The 17,202-nt window shown below is 55.6% G+C and carries 13 protein-coding genes and 2 pseudogenes; 10 read left to right on the forward strand and 5 right to left on the reverse strand.

What is annotated here, in order from left to right; all coding sequences use genetic code 11:
• Positions 1-15 precede the first annotated feature (15 nt).
• Positions 16-177, reverse strand: a pseudogene (locus J5067_RS05690) (IS3 family transposase); the annotation flags it as partial.
• A gap of 432 nt (positions 178-609) precedes the next feature.
• Here J5067_RS05690 and J5067_RS05695 point away from each other — a divergent pair.
• Positions 610-1,692, forward strand: coding sequence for a linear amide C-N hydrolase (locus tag J5067_RS05695; RefSeq protein WP_264650643.1), 1,083 nt, complete (start codon positions 610-612; stop codon positions 1,690-1,692).
• 33 nt (positions 1,693-1,725) lie between these two features.
• Here J5067_RS05695 and J5067_RS05700 read toward each other — a convergent pair.
• Positions 1,726-1,974 (reverse strand): annotated as a pseudogene (locus J5067_RS05700) (Arm DNA-binding domain-containing protein); the annotation flags it as partial.
• 24 nt (positions 1,975-1,998) lie between these two features.
• On the opposite strand from J5067_RS05700, the gene sapC reads away from it, so the two are divergent.
• The 4 genes from sapC to fabI all read left to right on the forward strand — a co-directional run bounded on the left by sapC (position 1,999) and on the right by fabI (position 5,667).
• Positions 1,999-2,889: a putrescine export ABC transporter permease SapC gene (gene sapC, locus J5067_RS05705; RefSeq protein ID WP_264650644.1), complete on the forward strand. Its 891-nt coding sequence runs from the start codon at positions 1,999-2,001 to the stop codon at positions 2,887-2,889.
• A gap of 15 nt (positions 2,890-2,904) precedes the next feature.
• Positions 2,905-3,897, forward strand: coding sequence for a putrescine export ABC transporter ATP-binding protein SapD (gene sapD, locus J5067_RS05710; RefSeq protein ID WP_264650645.1), 993 nt, complete (start codon positions 2,905-2,907; stop codon positions 3,895-3,897).
• Positions 3,897-4,712: a putrescine export ABC transporter ATP-binding protein SapF gene (sapF, locus tag J5067_RS05715; protein WP_264643740.1), complete on the forward strand. Its 816-nt coding sequence runs from the start codon at positions 3,897-3,899 to the stop codon at positions 4,710-4,712. Before sapD ends, sapF begins: the two co-directional genes overlap by 1 nt.
• Before the next feature lie 166 nt (positions 4,713-4,878).
• Positions 4,879-5,667, forward strand: coding sequence for an enoyl-ACP reductase FabI (gene fabI / locus J5067_RS05720; protein ID WP_264642904.1), 789 nt, complete (start codon positions 4,879-4,881; stop codon positions 5,665-5,667).
• Positions 5,668-5,724: 57 nt separating this feature from the next.
• Here the strand turns inward: fabI and J5067_RS05725 are convergent, their stop codons facing one another.
• A complete protein-coding gene (locus J5067_RS05725) occupies positions 5,725-6,630 on the reverse strand; it encodes a LysR family transcriptional regulator (protein WP_264650850.1) in 906 nt (301 codons plus the stop codon).
• Positions 6,631-6,903: 273 nt separating this feature from the next.
• On the opposite strand from J5067_RS05725, the gene J5067_RS05730 reads away from it, so the two are divergent.
• The 3 genes from J5067_RS05730 to J5067_RS05740 all read left to right on the forward strand — a co-directional run bounded on the left by J5067_RS05730 (position 6,904) and on the right by J5067_RS05740 (position 13,679).
• Positions 6,904-9,219 (forward strand): FdhF/YdeP family oxidoreductase, encoded by a 2,316-nt coding sequence (locus J5067_RS05730; RefSeq protein WP_264650646.1) that lies wholly within the window; start codon positions 6,904-6,906, stop codon positions 9,217-9,219.
• Between the two features lie 197 nt (positions 9,220-9,416).
• Entirely contained in the window at positions 9,417-11,354 is a 1,938-nt protein-coding gene (locus J5067_RS05735) for an exoribonuclease II (protein WP_264650647.1), read from the forward strand.
• 258 nt (positions 11,355-11,612) lie between these two features.
• Positions 11,613-13,679 (forward strand): carbon starvation CstA family protein, encoded by a 2,067-nt coding sequence (locus tag J5067_RS05740; RefSeq protein ID WP_264642907.1) that lies wholly within the window; start codon positions 11,613-11,615, stop codon positions 13,677-13,679.
• A gap of 69 nt (positions 13,680-13,748) precedes the next feature.
• Here J5067_RS05740 and J5067_RS05745 read toward each other — a convergent pair whose 3' ends face one another.
• Positions 13,749-14,357 (reverse strand): YitT family protein, encoded by a 609-nt coding sequence (locus J5067_RS05745; RefSeq protein WP_264642908.1) that lies wholly within the window; start codon positions 14,355-14,357, stop codon positions 13,749-13,751.
• Positions 14,358-14,497: 140 nt separating this feature from the next.
• Between J5067_RS05745 and J5067_RS05750 the strand changes: the two genes are divergently transcribed.
• Complete coding sequence (locus J5067_RS05750; RefSeq protein WP_264650648.1) at positions 14,498-15,925, forward strand: PLP-dependent aminotransferase family protein; 1,428 nt, start codon at positions 14,498-14,500, stop codon at positions 15,923-15,925.
• A 2-nt stretch (positions 15,926-15,927) separates the two neighbouring features.
• Here J5067_RS05750 and araD read toward each other — a convergent pair whose 3' ends face one another.
• Positions 15,928-16,623: an L-ribulose-5-phosphate 4-epimerase gene (gene araD / locus J5067_RS05755; RefSeq protein WP_264643742.1), complete on the reverse strand. Its 696-nt coding sequence runs from the start codon at positions 16,621-16,623 to the stop codon at positions 15,928-15,930.
• A 330-nt stretch (positions 16,624-16,953) separates the two neighbouring features.
• On the opposite strand from araD, the gene osmB reads away from it, so the two are divergent.
• Entirely contained in the window at positions 16,954-17,166 is a 213-nt protein-coding gene (osmB, locus tag J5067_RS05760; RefSeq protein WP_264642910.1) for an osmotically-inducible lipoprotein OsmB, read from the forward strand.
• Positions 17,167-17,202 lie beyond the last annotated feature (36 nt).

The raw sequence follows: 17,202 nt of genomic DNA on the forward strand, positions 1-17,202 counted from the left end.
AAAACAGAAGAAGATCTCTGGGCTGACACCACCAAGGTGACTGTGTTGGCGCGTCCGGTTGTAGAAGACTTCAATGTAATCGAAGATATCGGCGCTGGCCAGCGCGCGGGTTTTGTAGATCCGCTTACTGATGCGTTCTTTTTTCAGCGAACTGAAGAACGATTCTGCTACCGCATTACAATAAAGGAATCATTAATTCTTACGTTACTGAATTAAAAGATCTCCATAAGCCAGATCCCGTGGATAGCCAAAGAAAATATATTCCTTAAGAGCAGTGCCGATGACCCTGTCGCTGCTGCTTATCGTCCCTGATGTTTGCAAACCCAAGCGTCGCATCCCCTATCACCTTCGGTTCAGTATGGTCTCTGCCCCGGCGTGGCAACGCTTTCTGTTAGCTTCCTGCCGTGCGCACCAAATAAACAACGATCGATTATTCGAAATATTCACGCATCCGGATAGCATTACACTCATCAAATCTTTTGCTATGTTGCTGTAACCTGTGCGGATTTAGCGCTATGATAGAGGGTGATTATAATAGAATTTCAGCTATGGGCGGCAGAGATACTTAATTGATATCATTATATTTTTTAATCATAAGGAGTATCTTGAATGAAAAAAAAACACCTTCTTTATTTTATGTTTCCGCTGTTTTTTTCTGTGCAATTTAGTGCAGAATCCTGTACCAGCCTGGCCATTTTGGATACCAACAATAATTTATACCATGGCCGTACGCTTGAGCTAACGACAGACCTCCCTTCCTGGATAACCTATTATCCTGAAAACACGGTTTTTCAGAAGAAGACACCCGATGGAGAAAATGGGGTACGCTATCAGTCTCATTTCAAAATACTTGCGATTAGTACCAAGGTATATGACGATGGTGATATATATAACATTTTCCAAGGAATGAATAGCGGAGGGCTTTCATTCAGTGCCAACATGATAAATAGCGCTGAGCTTGATGATTTAAAGCCCAATGAATATAAAGATGCCATCCCAGTCACTGCGATAGGCGAATGGGCCTTATCTCAATTTTCTAGCGTCAGTGAAGTCAAAGCGTCGGTAGAAAAGACTAAATTTCGCTCGCCTGTGATTAAAGGATTTGGCAACATTAAAGCGCCATTTCATTATGCGTTTTATGATAAAAACGGCGGCAGTATCGTTATTGAAGCTGTTGATGGTAAATTAAAGGTCTATGAAAATCCAACTCGCGTAATGACCAATGGACCTGGTTTCCCTTGGCACTTGCAGAATCTGAATAACTATACGCAACTGACCAATGTTGATCGCTCTCACGCAACCCTTGGGAACATCCCCGTCAGTCAACCCGACAGCGGTATTGCCGTTTCGGCGCTGCCATCGTCAGACACCTCTGTAGGCCGATTCATTCGTGGTGTATTTTACACGACCTATGCGCAAAAGCCGGCAAATTCACAACTCGCGATGAATACGCTAGCGCACATTATGAACCGCTTTGACCGTATCAAAGATAGTAGTGTGGATGAGAAAAATGGGCAGGGAGACGCTAAACCATCGCAGACGGAATATACCGTATGGACAAGCCTGTCTGACCTTACGCAAGGGAAAATGTTGGTGAAAGGATATACCGATATTAACTACACAGAATTCTCTTTTGATAAAATCAAAGACAAGAAAACGCCCTTTTTTGAAAGAATAAATGTGGAACAGTAAACGGCATCCAGGCAGTCCGCAGCGCAGGTGGTGACCTTCGGTGATCCAGGTACCAAATTGCTGCCCGCGCTCTCTTGCCTGCGACGGGGATATAGAAGGATAATCACCTATGCTTAATGCTGCGGGTTTCTTTTCCCTGCGGCATCGGTAAGTAGCGCTACCGGAAATCGAGAGCCTGACATTCAGTCTATGTGAATCATAGATTACCTCTACTTTGTTTCGGTGCTTTCCTGATCCAAGGTAATGATATGATTGATATAAGTAGAGTAACACCACATGCATCAAAAGCAGTTCAAGTGACATCATATGCCCTTCGATAACGTTTACAGTGAAAAGCGCCTGCCCAGCCGGGTGCGTGATATCTGGCAATTTTTCCATCGCGATACGCTGGCGATGATTGGGCTGTACGGCTTTTTGGCGCTGCTGTTTCTGTGTCTGTTTGGCTCAGCCATCGCCCCTTATGCCGTCGATCAGCAATTTTTGGGCTATCAGTTGTTACCGCCCTCCTGGTCACATTACGGTGAAGTCTCCTTCTTTCTCGGCACAGACGATCTCGGGCGCGATCTGTTAAGCCGGTTACTAACCGGTACGGCGGCGACGGTCGGCTCGGCGCTAATCGTCACCTACGCGGCGGCTTTCTGCGGCATTGTGATCGGCACCTTAGCCGGCGTAACCCACGGCCTGCGCTCCGCATTATTGAACCATATTCTCGATACGCTGCTGTCAATACCGTCATTGCTGCTAGCCATCGTGGTGATCGCCTTTATCGGCCCGGATTTGGTCCATGCCATGCTGGCCGTGTGGCTGGCGCTGCTGCCGCGCATGGTGAGAACGCTCTACACCGCCGTGCACGATGAGATGGATAAGGAATATGTGATCGCCGCCCGGTTAGACGGCGCATCAACCCGCTATATCATTTGGTACGTGGTGTTGCCCAATATCGGGCCGGTGCTGGTGTCCGAGTTTACCCGTGCGCTCTCTATCGCCATTCTGGACATTTCCGCGCTGGGCTTTCTCGATTTGGGGGCCCAGATGCCGACGCCCGAATGGGGTGCCATGTTGGGCAATTCGTTGGAACTGGTGTATGCCGCGCCCTGGACGGTGATGTTGCCGGGTGTGGCCATTACCCTCAGCGTGCTGATTGTCAATCTGCTGGGTGATGGCATCCGCCGTTCCCTGCTGTCGCAAATGGATTAATGGCGGAGACGAACCATGGCACTACTTGATATTCGTAATCTGACCATTGAATTCCTTACGCCTGACGGCCCGGTCAAGGCGGTCGATCGCGTCAGCATTACCCTGACCGAAGGGGAGATTCGCGGTCTGGTGGGCGAATCGGGATCGGGCAAGAGCCTTATCGCCAAAGCCATCTGCGGCGTGACCAAAGATAACTGGCGGGTAACCGCTGACCGCTTCCGCTTTGATGATATCGACTTGCTGCAACTGTCGCCCCGCGCCCGGCGTAAACTGGTCGGCCATAACGTGTCGATGATTTTTCAGGAGCCGCAATCCTGTCTCGATCCTTCCGAGCACATTGGCAAACAGCTGATGCTTGCCATCCCCGGTTGGACCTATAAAGGCCGGTGGTGGCAACGCTTTCAGTGGCGCAAACGCCGCGCTATCGAGCTGTTGCACCGGGTTGGCATCAAAGATCACAAAGATATCATGCGCAGCTACCCCTACGAATTGACGGACGGCGAGTGCCAGAAGGTGATGATTGCCATCGCGTTGGCGAACCAGCCGCGCCTGCTGATCGCCGATGAACCGACCAATGCGATGGAATCTACCACCCAGGCGCAGATTTTCCGGCTACTGTCGCGGCTGAACCAGAACAATAACACCACCATTCTATTGATCAGCCATGACCTGCAAACCATGAGCAAGTGGGCCGATCGCATCAACGTGCTGTACTGCGGACAAACGGTGGAAAGCGCGCCGAGCGAAGATTTGATTACCGCACCGCACCACCCTTACACCCAGGCGTTGATCCGCGCCATGCCCGATTTCGGGCGCTCGCTGCCGCACAAGAGCAGACTCAACACGCTGCCGGGAGCCATTCCGTCCCTTGAATACCTGCCGGTAGGCTGCCGTTTGGGCCCGCGCTGCCCCTATTCGCAGAAAAAATGCATGCAGACGCCGCTGTTGGTATCGACCAAAAATCACTGGTTTGCCTGCCATTTCCCGCTTAATACGGAGGAGCAATGATGGATGACATTCTGCTCGAAGCGCGCAACCTGACCAAAACCTTCCGCTACCGTACCGGGTTGTTTCACCGCCAACACGTTGAAGCCGTGAAATCGGTGAGTTTTACGCTGCGCGCGCGGCAGACGCTGGCAATCATCGGCGAGAACGGCTCGGGAAAATCGACCCTGGCGAAAATGCTGGCGGGCGTCATTCCACCGACCTCCGGTGAACTGCTGATTAACGATCATCCGTTATGCTACGGCGATTATCGCTACCGCTGCCAGCAGGTACGCATGATTTTTCAGGACGCGGGCAACGCGCTCAACCCGCGCCAGCGTATCGGCCAACTGCTCGATATGCCGCTGCGCTTGAATACCACGTTGAACGGCCACGAGCGGGAAAAAATGATCAACCAGACGCTGCAACAGGTAGGCTTGCGCCCTGACCACGCCTATTACTACCCACAGGCGCTGGCCCCCGGTCAAAAACAGCGCGTGGGGCTGGCGCGCGCGTTGATCTTGCAGCCCAAGGTGATCGTGGCGGATGAGGCACTGGCTTCGTTGGATATGTCGATGCGCTCGCAAATCATCAATTTGATGCTGGAACTCCAGGAGGAACAAGGGATCTCCTATATTTATGTCACTCAGCATCTGGGCATGATGAAGCATATCAGCGATCAGATCGTGGTGATGCACGCCGGTGAAGTGGTAGAGCGAGGCAGCACGGCAGACGTGCTGGCAGCGCCGCTGCACGATTTGACCAAACGCCTGATTGCCAGCCACTTTGGCGAGGCGCTCAGCGCCGATGCCTGGCGCCGCGATGGTGCACAGTTTTAGCCGGATTCGCCAGCGCGACATCGCGGCAAACGCGCGGGTGATACTGCTCGGAGTACCCCACGGGGGGCAACCATGCTAGAATCGCCCGGTTTACTCACTTCGAACGCCCCGATTAACGCATTCTGTGCAGGCGTTCGCAGCAACTATAATCACAAGGATTACTGCTATGGGTTTTCTAACCGGTAAGCGCATTTTGGTAACGGGTGTTGCCAGTAACCGCTCAATTGCATTCGGTATCGCACAGGCGATGCAACGCGAAGGCGCTGAACTGGCGTTTACGTACCAGAACGACAAGCTGAAATCGCGTGTTGAAGGTTTCGCACAAGAACTGGGTTCCAGCATCGTACTGCCGTGCGACGTTGCGGAAGATGCCAGCATCGAAGCCCTGTTTGCAGAACTGGCTAACGTATGGCCGACCTTTGACGGTTTTGTTCACTCCATCGCGTTCGCCCCGGGCGATCAACTGGATGGTGATTACGTCAACGCCGTGACCCGTGACGGGTTCCGCGTGGCGCACGATATCAGTTCCTACAGCTTCGTGGCGATGGCTAAAGCCTGCCGCGCCATGCTGAACCCGAACTCTGCGTTGGTCACCCTCTCCTATCTGGGTGCCGAGCGCGCTATCCCGAACTACAACGTGATGGGTCTGGCAAAAGCCTCTCTGGAAGCCAACGTTCGCTACATGGCGAACGCCATGGGCGCGCAGGGTGTGCGTGTTAACGCCATTTCCGCCGGCCCGATCCGCACGCTGGCCGCGTCTGGCATCAAGAACTTCAAGAAAATGCTCTCCCACTGCGAGGCCGTGACGCCTATTCGCCGTGTGGTCACGATTGAAGACGTGGGCAATACCGCCGCCTTCCTGTGCTCGAATCTGTCCGCCGGTATCTCCGGTGAAGTTCTGCACGTAGATGGCGGCTTCAACATTGCTGCGATGAATGAGCTGGAACTGGATTAATTTCCAACCGCTATCGATGAAAACCACCGGTATCCGGTGGTTTTTTTTCGTCCCAACTTAATCCGCGTTTTCTGCCAACCACGCCTGAGCGAAAACAAAGAAGTTTTGCGCCAGTGCCGTCACCTTACCGACCGGAGCCACAACCAGTGCCGCCTGACGCAGCATCGGTGGCAACGTCAGTGGGCGAAAACGCAGTGCGGGTATCATGTCCGGCAGCAGGCTTCCCTGTGGCACGACGGCGCAGCCCAATCCTAAAAAGACACTCTGCATCAGTTGCATCACCGAGGCACTTTCCACTTTAACCCGCGGCGTCACACCCGACTCGCGAAAGTGTCCATCGAGATAGCGCCGAAAATAGCGGCTGGGCTCTGCCAGACACAGCGACACATCGGCCAAATCCGCTAATGCCAGCGGCGTCTCTCCGATCATCTGCGGGAATGCCTGCGGGTGATACACCAGCGCAATGTCGCTGCGGTGCAAGGGTGCCGCCTGGAAAGCCAGCTCTTTGAGCGTGGCAAGTTCGAAAAATCCCAGACCAATATCCACCGTATGGGCATTGAGCGCTTCCAGAAGCTGATCGGCACTGAATAACGAGACCTGATAGTCGAGCTGCGGGTAGCGTTCATGGGCAGCAGCCAGCAGTTGCGGCAGCACCATTCCCGATTGCGGCACGGCACCGATACGCAATACGCCGCTCACGCCGCGCTTGAGCGATGCCACTTCCAGCTTCAATCCCTGATATATCGAGACGATTTCACGCGCCCAGGCTAAAACGCGTTCTCCCTCCGCGGTGAACCCTTCAAAATTGTTACCGCGATTAATCAGCGACAAATCGAGCTCACGCTCCAGGTTTTTCAGCCGCATAGAGAGCGTGGGTTGGCTGACGAAGCTGGCCTCCGCCGCGCGCCCGAAATGACGCTCTTTCTCAAGATTGCACAGGTAAATAAGCTGTTTGATGTCGATAATATCGTTTCCTGTCGCACACTCGCAATAAGGGAGAGGTCCCCGCAGAAGTGACAGTGAAACCAATTTTTCCGTGCACCGCAAGTCATTCGCGTCGGAGGGTTTATAAAATGTGAAATATACCAATCACATAAATTCAATAGTCCTGGCTAATCGCGCCATAGCCACAGTCGATTAGACGACTGTCGTCCTCACTCTTAGACTGATCACACATCGCAAATATTTAATATAAAATTTACATAACATAAACATTCAACACCTGCGGACACCACCATGAAATTCAAACCCGCCATCAAGCCCTATCAGAGCGCAGCAGGTGGTTGGGGCTCTTTAGAAGCCACAACCCGCTTTGTGCTCGACAGCAAGCAAGCGCTGAAAAATATCCGAAACTTGCTGCGCGTCAATAAATCGAAAGGATTTGACTGCCCCGGCTGTGCCTGGGGTGACGATAACAGCAGCACCTTCAGTTTTTGCGAAAACGGGGCCAAGGCGGTGAGTTGGGAAGCCACGCGCAAAGCCATCGATCCGGCGTTCTTTGCCGCCCACAGCGTGAGCCGTCTGCGTCAGCAAAGTGACTATTTTCTCGAGTATCAGGGGCGGTTGACCCATCCGATGCGCTACGACCGCGCCAGCGATCGCTATGTCCCGATAGAGTGGCAGGAGGCTTTTGCGCTGATCGCCCGGCACCTTCAGGCACTGGAACACCCCAACCAGTTGGAACTGTACACCTCGGGACGCGCCAGTAACGAAGCGTCTTACCTGTATCAGCTGTTTGGTCGCCTGTTTGGCACCAATAATTTTCCCGACTGCTCCAATATGTGCCACGAAGCCAGCGGTACCGGTTTGAAACAGAGTATCGGTGTCGGTAAAGGCACCATTCGCCTTGAAGATTTTGAACATGCCGATGCCATTTTCGTCTTCGGACAAAATCCCGGCACCAACCATCCGCGTATGCTTCACAGCCTGCGTCATGCCGCCGATCGCGGCGCGCACATCGTGTCATTCAATACGCTGCGCGAACGCGGTCTGGAGCGCTTTGCCAACCCGCAAAACCCGCTGGAGCTGCTGACACCGCTGTCCGGCACCATCAGCGAAACCTACCTGCAACCTCATCTCGGCGGCGATATGGCCGCCGTGCGCGGTATGGTCAAGGCCCTGCTGGAGACACATCGTCAGCGTCTGGCGCAGCAGCAGCCGGGTCTGTTCGACAGTGCGTTTATCGCCAGCCACACCGCCGATGTTGAAGCGTACCTGGCGGTGGTGGATGCCACGACATGGGACGAGATTGAACAGCAATCCGGTTTAGGCGAAGCGCAATTACGCGCCGTGGCCGATATCTATCAACGCTCGCCGCGCGTCATTTGCACCTGGGCCATGGGTGTCACACAGCACAAACACTCCGTGGCTACGGTGCGCGAGATCGCCAATCTGCAACTGCTGTTCGGTCAGTTAGGCAAGCCGGGCGCAGGGTTGTGCCCGGTGCGTGGACACAGCAATGTGCAGGGAAACCGCACCATGGGCATTGATGAGAAACCGAGTCAGGCATTTCTCGACCGCCTCGGTGCGCACTTTGGTTTCCCACCACCGCGCGAATCCGGCCATAATACCGTGGAAGCGCTGGAAGCCATGCTGCGCGATGAGGTTCGCGTGTTGATCGCGTTGGGCGGCAACCTTGCCGCCGCAGCGCCGGACTCGCCGCGCACCGAAGCCGCCCTGCGCCGCTGTCAGCTCACGGTACACATCAGCACCAAACTCAACCGCAGCCACCTGATCACCGGAGAGCAAGACGCGCTGATCCTGCCGACGCTGGGACGCACCGAGCGCGATATCCAAGCCAGCGGTCCGCAGTTTGTTACCGTGGAAGATTCGTTTAGCATGGTGCACGCCTCAGAGGGCGTGGGCTATCCGCTTTCAGAACAGCAGCGTTCTGAGACCGCTATCGTCGCGGGCATTGCCGATGCAACGTTGGGCAGCCAACCGGTGGATTGGCTGGCACTCGCGGGGGATTATTCACTGATCCGCGATCACATCGCCGCCACCCTGCCCGGTTTTAACGATTTCAACCTCCGTTGTGAACAGCCGGGCGGATTCTATCTGGGCAATGCGGCGGCTGAGCTTTGCTTTAACACCCCGAATCGCAAAGCCAATTTCTGCGCCGCTCCGCTGCCGAAAACCCTGTTCCCACAGCTCGGCGCGCAGCAGGCCCCCTTTACCCTGCAAACCCTGCGTTCGCACGATCAGTACAACACCACCATTTATGGCCTGGATGACCGCTATCGCGGCGTTTACGGGCAACGCGAAGTGCTGTTTATCAATCCGCAGGACATCGCGGCGCTGGGGTTGGCTGACGGCGACAACGTAGACATCGAGACACTGTGGCACGATGGTGTCACGCGCAAGGTGAGCGGGTTTCGCCTGGTCAGCTACAACATTCCTCGCGGCAATTTGGCCGCCTATTACCCGGAAACCAATCCTTTGGTGCCGCTCTCCAGCGTAGGTGATGAAACCTCTACGCCGACCTCAAAATCGGTGCCCGTAGCCATAACCCGCAGCCAACGCGATACACAACCTGAGCGACGCATCGCCTGACGTTCAGGCGTCCCGGCAGCAACCGGGACGCCTGCGTTGCAATCGCGTTACGTGATGCATTAGCGGTTATTCTCAAAACGCGAAGATTGCCCTGATTGATATACATCACGCTTGCCGCCAGCACAGGTTTCGCGTAAAACTGTTTGCCATTCATTAGTGTCGTTAATAACCGCATCTGGACATCTCTTTTACTTATTATGTTTCAAGATAATCCGCTGCTTGCCCAGCTAAAACAGCAACTTCACTCCCAAACTCCGCGTGCTGAAGGCGTGGTAAAAGGCACTGATAAAGGGTTTGGTTTTTTGGAAGTCGACGCACAAAAAAGCTATTTTATTCCGCCACCGCAGATGAAGAAAGTGATGCATGGCGATCGCATCGTTGCGACGCTGCACACCGATAAAGATCGTGAAATCGCCGAGCCGGAATCCCTGATTGAACCCTTTTTGACGCGCTTTGTTGGCCGCGTGCAGAAAAAGGATGACCGCTTTGCCATCCTGCCCGATCATCCGCTGTTAAAAGAGGCGATTCCCTGCCGTACCGGGCACGATGCGAATCACACCTTTCAGGACGGCGATTGGGCCGTGGCGGAAATGCGCCGCCATCCGCTTAAAGGCGATCGCAGCTTTCATGCTGAATTAACGCAATACATCACCACCGGTGACGATCCGCTGGCACCGTGGTGGGTGACGTTGTCACGTCATAACCTTGAGCGTACTGCGCCAGAGATGGACAGCGAATTGACGCTCAATGACGGCAACCTGACGCGCGAAGATTTGACCGATCTGACCTTTGTTACCATCGACAGCGCCAGCACCGAAGACATGGACGATGCGCTGTACGCCAAAGACAACGGCGACGGCACGCTGGAACTCACTATCGCCATTGCCGATCCTACCGCCTACGTGGAAGCGGGCACTACGCTGGATACGCTGGCGCGTCAACGCGCGTTCACCAACTATCTGCCGGGATTCAATATTCCGATGCTGCCGCGCATGCTTTCCGATGACCTCTGCTCCCTGCGCGCCCAAGAGCGCCGTCCGGCGGTAGTATGCCGCGTCACGGTCGCGGAAGACGGTACGCTGGGCGACGATGTGCAGTTCTTTGCCGCCTGGGTAGAATCCAAGGCCAAGCTGGTTTACGACAACGTTTCAGACTGGCTGGAGCAACAGGGTGAATGGCAGCCGGAGAACGATGCCGTTGCCGAGCAGATTCGTTTGCTGCACCGCATCGGTCTGGCCCGCAGCGCCTGGCGAGCCACCCATGCGCTGGTGTTTAAAGATCGTCCCGATTACCGTTTCCTGCTCGGCGAGCAGGGCGATGTGCTGGATATCGTGGTTGAGCAGCGCCGTATCGCCAATCGCATCGTCGAAGAAACCATGATCACCGCCAATATCTGCGCCGCGCGCATGCTTAAAGAGAAGCTGGGCTTCGGCATTTACAACGTGCATAACGGCTTCGAACCGACGCAGGTCGATCAGGCCGTGACGGTGTTGAGCAACAACGGCATTGAAGCGGATGCTGCCGCGTTGTTGACGCTGGACGGTTTTTGCAAACTGCGCCGCGAGTTGGATGCGCTTCCAACGTCATTCTTAGACAGCCGCATTCGTCGGTTCCAAACCTTCGCCGAAGTCTCCACCACGCCGGGGCCGCATTTCGGTTTGGGGCTGGACGCGTATGCCACCTGGACCTCGCCTATCCGTAAATTCGGTGACATGATCAACCATCGCCTGCTGAAAGCGATTATTTGCCAACAGCCTGCCGAGAAACCGCAAGATGACATCACGCAACAAATGGCGGAGCGCCGCCGTTTAAACCGGATGGCAGAGCGTGACGTCGGTGACTGGCTGTATGCGCGTTTCCTGAAACCGAAAGCCGGGAGCGATACTCGCTTCAACGCCGAGATCATCGATGTGACGCGCGGTGGTCTGCGGGTGCGTTTGCTGGATAACGGTGCCGTTGCCTTTATCCCGGCCTCGTTTATTCACGCGGTGCGCGATGAGTTAGTCAGCAGTCAGGAAACTGGCACGGTCTCCGTCAAAGGTGAAGTGGTCTACCGTCAAAGCGATACGCTGGACGTGGTATTGACCGATGTTCGCATGGAAACACGCAGTATCATTGCCAAGCCCGCAGCATAACGTTTTGGTGTCGCCAGCCTGCCGGTTGGCGACACTGTTTTCCCCACATCAGGTTCTCCCCGCACCCATCATCGTTAGCCAAAACTGCATTTAATTTACAAAAATTCACTCTTGCTCACATTTTCTCATCTGCACCTGCCGCGCATCACGCTGAAATACACTATGTTTTTAATGGTCACGCCGTTTGCTATGGCGTCACTCCCTATAAAGCCAGCAAAACTCTCGCCCCATTAGTTGGGTAACGAAGGAGCCGTTGTCATGAATAATGTCAAGAGCATAGTGATCTGGCTGTTGGTCGCATTAGCGGGGGCTATCGCCTTCGCTATGCTGGCCTTAAGCCGCGGAGAACACGTTAATGCCGTGTGGTTGGTCATTGCTGCCGTATCCTGCTACAGCATTGCCTACCGCTTTTACAGTCTGTTTATTGCTAAAAAAGTGTTTGAACTGGACGACCGCCGCGTCACGCCGGCCGAGCGCCACAATGACGGGTTGGATTATGTTCCCACCAACAAGTGGGTGCTGTTTGGTCACCACTTCGCCGCTATCGCCGGGGCAGGCCCGTTGGTTGGCCCAATTCTCGCCGCGCAGATGGGCTTTTTGCCGGGTACCATCTGGATTTTGGTCGGGGTGATGTTCGCCGGTGCGGTACAGGATTTTCTGGTGCTGTTTATCTCAACGCGCCGCGATGGTCGTTCACTCGGGGAAATGGCAAAGCAAGAGTTAGGCACCTTTGCGGGTGTGGTCACCATGCTGGGTGCACTGGGGGTGATGATAATCATCCTTTCCGCACTGGCTCTGGTGGTAGTCAAAGCGCTGGCACACAGCCCCTGGGGGGTGTTTACCATTGCAGCGACCATTCCGATTGCGCTGTTTATGGGCGTCTACATGCGCTTTCTGCGCCCCGGGAAAATTGCTGAAGTCTCACTGATCGGTTTTGTGTTGATGATGATGGCCATCGTGTACGGCGGCGACATCTCTGTACACCCTTACTGGGGCCCTTTCTTTACCTTGCAAGGCACCACGCTAACCTGGGCGCTGGTGATCTACGGCTTTATCGCTTCGGTGCTGCCGGTGTGGCTACTGCTGGCCCCACGCGATTATCTTTCCACCTTCCTGAAAATTGGTGTGATTGCCGGTTTGGCCGTGGGCATTGTGTTCGCAACGCCGGAACTGAAAATGCCGTCAGTGACACGCTTTATTGACGGTAGCGGCCCGGTATTCTCCGGTAGCCTGTTCCCCTTCCTGTTTATCACCATCGCCTGCGGTGCCATCTCTGGGTTCCACGCGTTGGTCTCCAGCGGTACCACGCCGAAGCTGATTGAACGCGAAAGTCACATTCGCATGATTGGCTATGGCGCGATGCTGATGGAATCGTTTGTGGCGATCATGGCACTGATTTGCGCTTCGGTGATCGATCCGGGCGTCTATTTTGCCATGAACTCTCCGTCTGCGCTGATCGGTACCACCGTGGAGCAAGCCTCTCAGGTGATCAACGGCTGGGGCTTTATGATCACACCGGAAGCCCTGAGTGAGATTGCCAAAGACGTGGGCGAAGCCTCTATTCTGTCACGTGCCGGGGGGGCGCCGACCTTCGCCGTCGGTATGGCGCATATCATCACCGAAATTTTTAACAGTCGGGCCATGATGGCATTCTGGTACCACTTCGCCATCCTGTTTGAAGCGCTGTTCATCTTGACCGCCGTCGATGCCGGTACCCGTGCCTGTCGTTTCATGGTGCAAGATCTGGTTGGCCTCGCCGTTCCCGGCATGGGCAAGAGCCACTCCTGGCTCGGTAACATGGCGGGCACCACGGTGGCAGTCGCTGGTTGGGGCTTCTTTGTCTATCAGGGCGTTATCGATCCGCTCGGCGGGATCAACACCTTGTGGCCGCTGTTTGGTATCGGGAACCAGATGCTGGCGTCCATGGCGCTGATTCTTGGCACCGTGGTGCTGTTCAAAATGAAGAAACAGCGCTACGCCTGGGTGACCATACTGCCAACCATCTGGTTGTTTATCACCTCGATGACCGCCGGCTGGCAGAAAATTTTCCATGAAAAAGCCAGCATTGGTTTTCTGGCTCAGGCTAAACGCTTCTCGCAGGGCATTGAGCAAGGCACGCTAATCGCGCCGGCCAAGACCCTCAAAGATATGGAAACCATTGTGTTCAGCAACCAGATCAACGCCGCACTGTGCGGGTTCTTTATGCTGGTAGCGGTTACCATGCTGGTTTCTGCCTTTTTCGTGATTCGCCGTGCTCTGGCAAGCGAGACGCCGACGGCAAAAGAAGTGGCTGTTATCTTGCGTGAAGAGACGCCGCACCGTTAACCGCCTCATTAACGGTGCTGTTTGCCCATGCCCGTCAGCAATGACGGGCATTTTTTTACGCCTTCGGCACTAGGATGAGGCCTTCGGTTGCAGCGCGCGTTCGCGTGACTGCCCGACAAAATAGGGCAAAAACAGTTGGATCAGCGGGCCAATCGCAAAGGCATACACCACTGTACCCACGCCCACCGTGCCGCCGAGAATCCATCCCACCACCAGCACCGTCAGCTCGATTCCGGTACGCACATAGCGAATTTGCCATCCGGTGCGCGCCACAATCCCGGTCATCAAGCCATCGCGGGGGCCGGGGCCAAAACCGGCACCGATATACATGCCCGTGGCGAGCCCGTTGGTAATGACACCCCCCACCAACAGCGCTGTGCGCGCCCCGAGGTGCTCGAACTCAGGCAGTAAATCCAGACCCACGTTGGTTGCCAGTCCAATCACGACAACGTTACTGATGGTCCCCAACCCCGGTCGCTGGCGCAGCGGGATCCACAGCAGCAGCACCAACGCGCCGATCAGGATAATGATGGTGCCCACACTCAGGGGCAGATGCTGCGCTAACCCGAGGTGAAACACATCCCACGGGTCCACCCCTAAATTTCCCCGGATCATCATGGCGATTGCCATGCCGTACAGCGCCAATCCCACATACAGTAACCCAAGCCGATACGCCATAGTACTCCACCCCACCATAAGCCCTTCGTCACCAACAGGGTGACGTCATCAAGGAAGTTGTGCTACCTTGACGCAAAATGGACTTTATTTTAAGGTCCAGTTTATCGAAAGTGGCTTTTTAATCCGTCTGGGAGTTGACCATGGCTGCACGGCGAATCGGCTCGGCCTCATTACAGCGTCTGCTCGGTAACTGGCAGCAACCCGCATCGCGCATTCCGGCCTATCGCCAGTTGGCAGATAGCCTGCGGCTGCTGATCCTGGATGGCCGTTTGCCGCTGGATACCCGCCTTCCGGGCGAACGCGATGTGGCGGAAATATTGCACATCAGCCGCACCACGGTGACCGGCGCGTTGGCCGAGCTGCGCAGCGAAGGCTATCTTGCCAGCCGACAGGGCTCCGGCTCCCTCACGACGCTGCCCATCGCACGCACGGAGCCGAATTCGGCCAGGCTGCCGTTGCCTGCGGTCGATCTCTCCTGCGCCGCCTTACCCGCGGGCCCGGAGATCCATCAGGCTTATACGCGCGCGCTGTCTCAGTTGCCAGAGTATCTCGAACTGAGCGGCTATGACGCTGCCGGACTGCCGCGGCTGCGCACCGCGATTGCACAGCGTTACAACGCGCGCGGTCTGCCCACCACGGCAGATCAGATCATGGTGGTGAACGGGGCGGTCAGCGGTTTTACCCTGCTGCTGCGGCTACTGACCGGTCCCGGCGATCGGGTGATTATTGAACACCCGACCTATCCTCATGCAATTGGTGCGATAAAAGGCGCGGCCTGTCGCCCGATTCCCGTGGCACTGCCCGATCAGGGATGGGATACCGACGGCCTTGCCATCACGATTGCTCAGGCAGCGCCACGCCTCGCTTACCTGATCGCCGATTATCACAACCCCACCGGTCGCTGTATGGACAGCGCCACGCGCCGCACCGTGGCGGAGATCGCCGCACGCACGCGCACGCCAATGGTGGTGGATGAAACCATGTCGGAACTGTGGTACGACGTGCCGCCGCCACCGCCGCTGGCCGCCTTTGACGACAGCGGACACGTCATCATGCTGGGTTCGGCGGGCAAAAGCTTTTGGGGCGGGCTGCGGCTCGGCTGGATTCGTGCCAGTGCACGCACCATCGCCGCGCTGATCCAGATGCGCGATACCGTGGATTTGGGCTCACCATTATTGGAACAGCTCGCCTGTGCGGAACTGTTGCAGGATGCAGAACAGATTTTGCCTGCGCGCCGCGCCGGGTTGCGTCAACAGCGGGACGAGACCGGTGCCGCCATCGCGCGCCAGTTTCCTGAGTGGCAGTTGAATACACCCAGTGGCGGTCTCTGCTGGTGGGCAGAGCTGCCACAACCCGTTGCCACCATGCTGGCAGCCAATGCGGAAACTTTGGGGATTCGAATTGGCGCAGGGCCACGTTTTGGGATTGAAGGGGCTTTTGAACGCTTTTTACGCGTCCCGTTTACGCTGCCTGTCAGTGAAATCGAAGATGCGTTAATACGCATCAGACCGGTGTGGGATCGCATAGCAGCCCACCGCGTCAGCTATCCACGCGGTGGGTTGATTTAAGTTTATTGCCCGTAATAGGCGTTTTTGCCGTGCTTGCGCAGGTAGTGTTTATCCAGCAGTTCCTGCTGCATCGGGCCAACATCCGGTGTCAACTGGCGGGTAAAGATGCCCATGTAGGCGATCTCTTCCAGTACCACCGCGTTGTGCACGGCGGTATCGGCGTCCTTTCCCCAGGCGAAAGGCCCGTGCGCATTGACCAACACGGCGGGGATATCCAAGGGGGAAAGCTGGCGTTGGTGAAAGGTTTCTACAATCACATTCCCCGTTTCCCACTCATAGCGGCCGTCAATCTCCGCGTCTGTCATCAGGCGGGTGCAAGGGATGGCGCCATAAAAGTAATCGGCATGGGTGGTGCCAAAAGCCGGTAAATCTTTACCCGCCTGCGCCCAAATCGTCGCATGGCGCGAGTGCGTATGCACGATGCCACCAACCTGGTCAAACGCCAGATAGAGTACGCGATGTGTGTCTGAATCCGATGATGGCTTCTTGTTACCTTCAACCACGCGCCCGGTCGCCAATTCAACCACCACCATATCTTCGGCGGTCATCACGGGATAAGCCACGCCCGACGGTTTAATCACCATCAGGCCCTGTTGACGATCGACTGCACTGACATTTCCCCAGGTAAAGGTCACCAGGTGATGCGCTGGCAGCGCCAGATTCGCCTCCAGCACCTGCTGTTTGAGTTCTTCCAACATCATTCGCCCCCCTTTCATCCGATAGGATATTGTCGGGGAGTCGGAGGGCGGCACCCATGGGCTAACTGGCTATAAACCCTGCTAGGTTCTGCTGCGCATCAGCCTTTATGACCGGGAAGTCATTTATCACCGCGCTGCCTTAATGACGTCAATAGCATTTACGGCAAACCCTGCGTGAAGCAATTAGGATTTTTCCACCTGCCCAGAGCACTTCCGACGATTATACTAAGTGAAAGAGTGAGATGGCCGACAAGGTCAGATTAAATAGTGCAAATATCGTGTAATGCGATATTTTCCCGCCGTCGCGGGCGAAAACATCAGGAGATCACCATGATTGTGAAAAAAGGTTTCGTCGTTACTGCCCTCGCCGTTGCGTTAGTCATGACGCTTAGCGGCTGTTCCAACATGTCCAAACGCGATCGTAATACCGCCATTGGCGCTGGGGCTGGCGCAGTCGGTGGGGCCATCCTGACCGGTGGCGGCACGCTGGGCACGCTGGGCGGCGCTGCTATCGGTGGCGTTATTGGGCATCAGGTCGATTAATCGCCGGTGACAGCAGGGGCCTCCCTGCTGTCACGT

It is taken from the genome of Candidatus Symbiopectobacterium sp. NZEC151 (assembly GCF_025962655.1).
Classification (GTDB): Bacteria; Pseudomonadota; Gammaproteobacteria; order Enterobacterales; family Enterobacteriaceae; genus Symbiopectobacterium.

Bases quoted from the DNA above. Each gene is read 5' to 3' on its own strand.
- fabI (WP_264642904.1), top strand. From the start codon at position 4,879: ATGGGTTTTCTAACCGGTAAGCGCATTTTGGTAACGGGTGTTGCCAGT.
- J5067_RS05750 (WP_264650648.1), top strand. From the start codon at position 14,498: ATGGCTGCACGGCGAATCGGCTCGGCCTCATTACAGCGTCTGCTCGGT.
- J5067_RS05740 (WP_264642907.1), top strand. From the start codon at position 11,613: ATGAATAATGTCAAGAGCATAGTGATCTGGCTGTTGGTCGCATTAGCG.
- J5067_RS05695 (WP_264650643.1), top strand. From the start codon at position 610: ATGAAAAAAAAACACCTTCTTTATTTTATGTTTCCGCTGTTTTTTTCT.
- J5067_RS05745 (WP_264642908.1), bottom strand. From the start codon at position 14,357: ATGGCGTATCGGCTTGGGTTACTGTATGTGGGATTGGCGCTGTACGGC.
- sapD (WP_264650645.1), top strand. From the start codon at position 2,905: ATGGCACTACTTGATATTCGTAATCTGACCATTGAATTCCTTACGCCT.
- araD (WP_264643742.1), bottom strand. From the start codon at position 16,623: ATGTTGGAAGAACTCAAACAGCAGGTGCTGGAGGCGAATCTGGCGCTG.
- J5067_RS05730 (WP_264650646.1), top strand. From the start codon at position 6,904: ATGAAATTCAAACCCGCCATCAAGCCCTATCAGAGCGCAGCAGGTGGT.
- J5067_RS05735 (WP_264650647.1), top strand. From the start codon at position 9,417: ATGTTTCAAGATAATCCGCTGCTTGCCCAGCTAAAACAGCAACTTCAC.
- osmB (WP_264642910.1), top strand. From the start codon at position 16,954: ATGATTGTGAAAAAAGGTTTCGTCGTTACTGCCCTCGCCGTTGCGTTA.
- sapF (WP_264643740.1), top strand. From the start codon at position 3,897: ATGGATGACATTCTGCTCGAAGCGCGCAACCTGACCAAAACCTTCCGC.
- sapC (WP_264650644.1), top strand. From the start codon at position 1,999: ATGCCCTTCGATAACGTTTACAGTGAAAAGCGCCTGCCCAGCCGGGTG.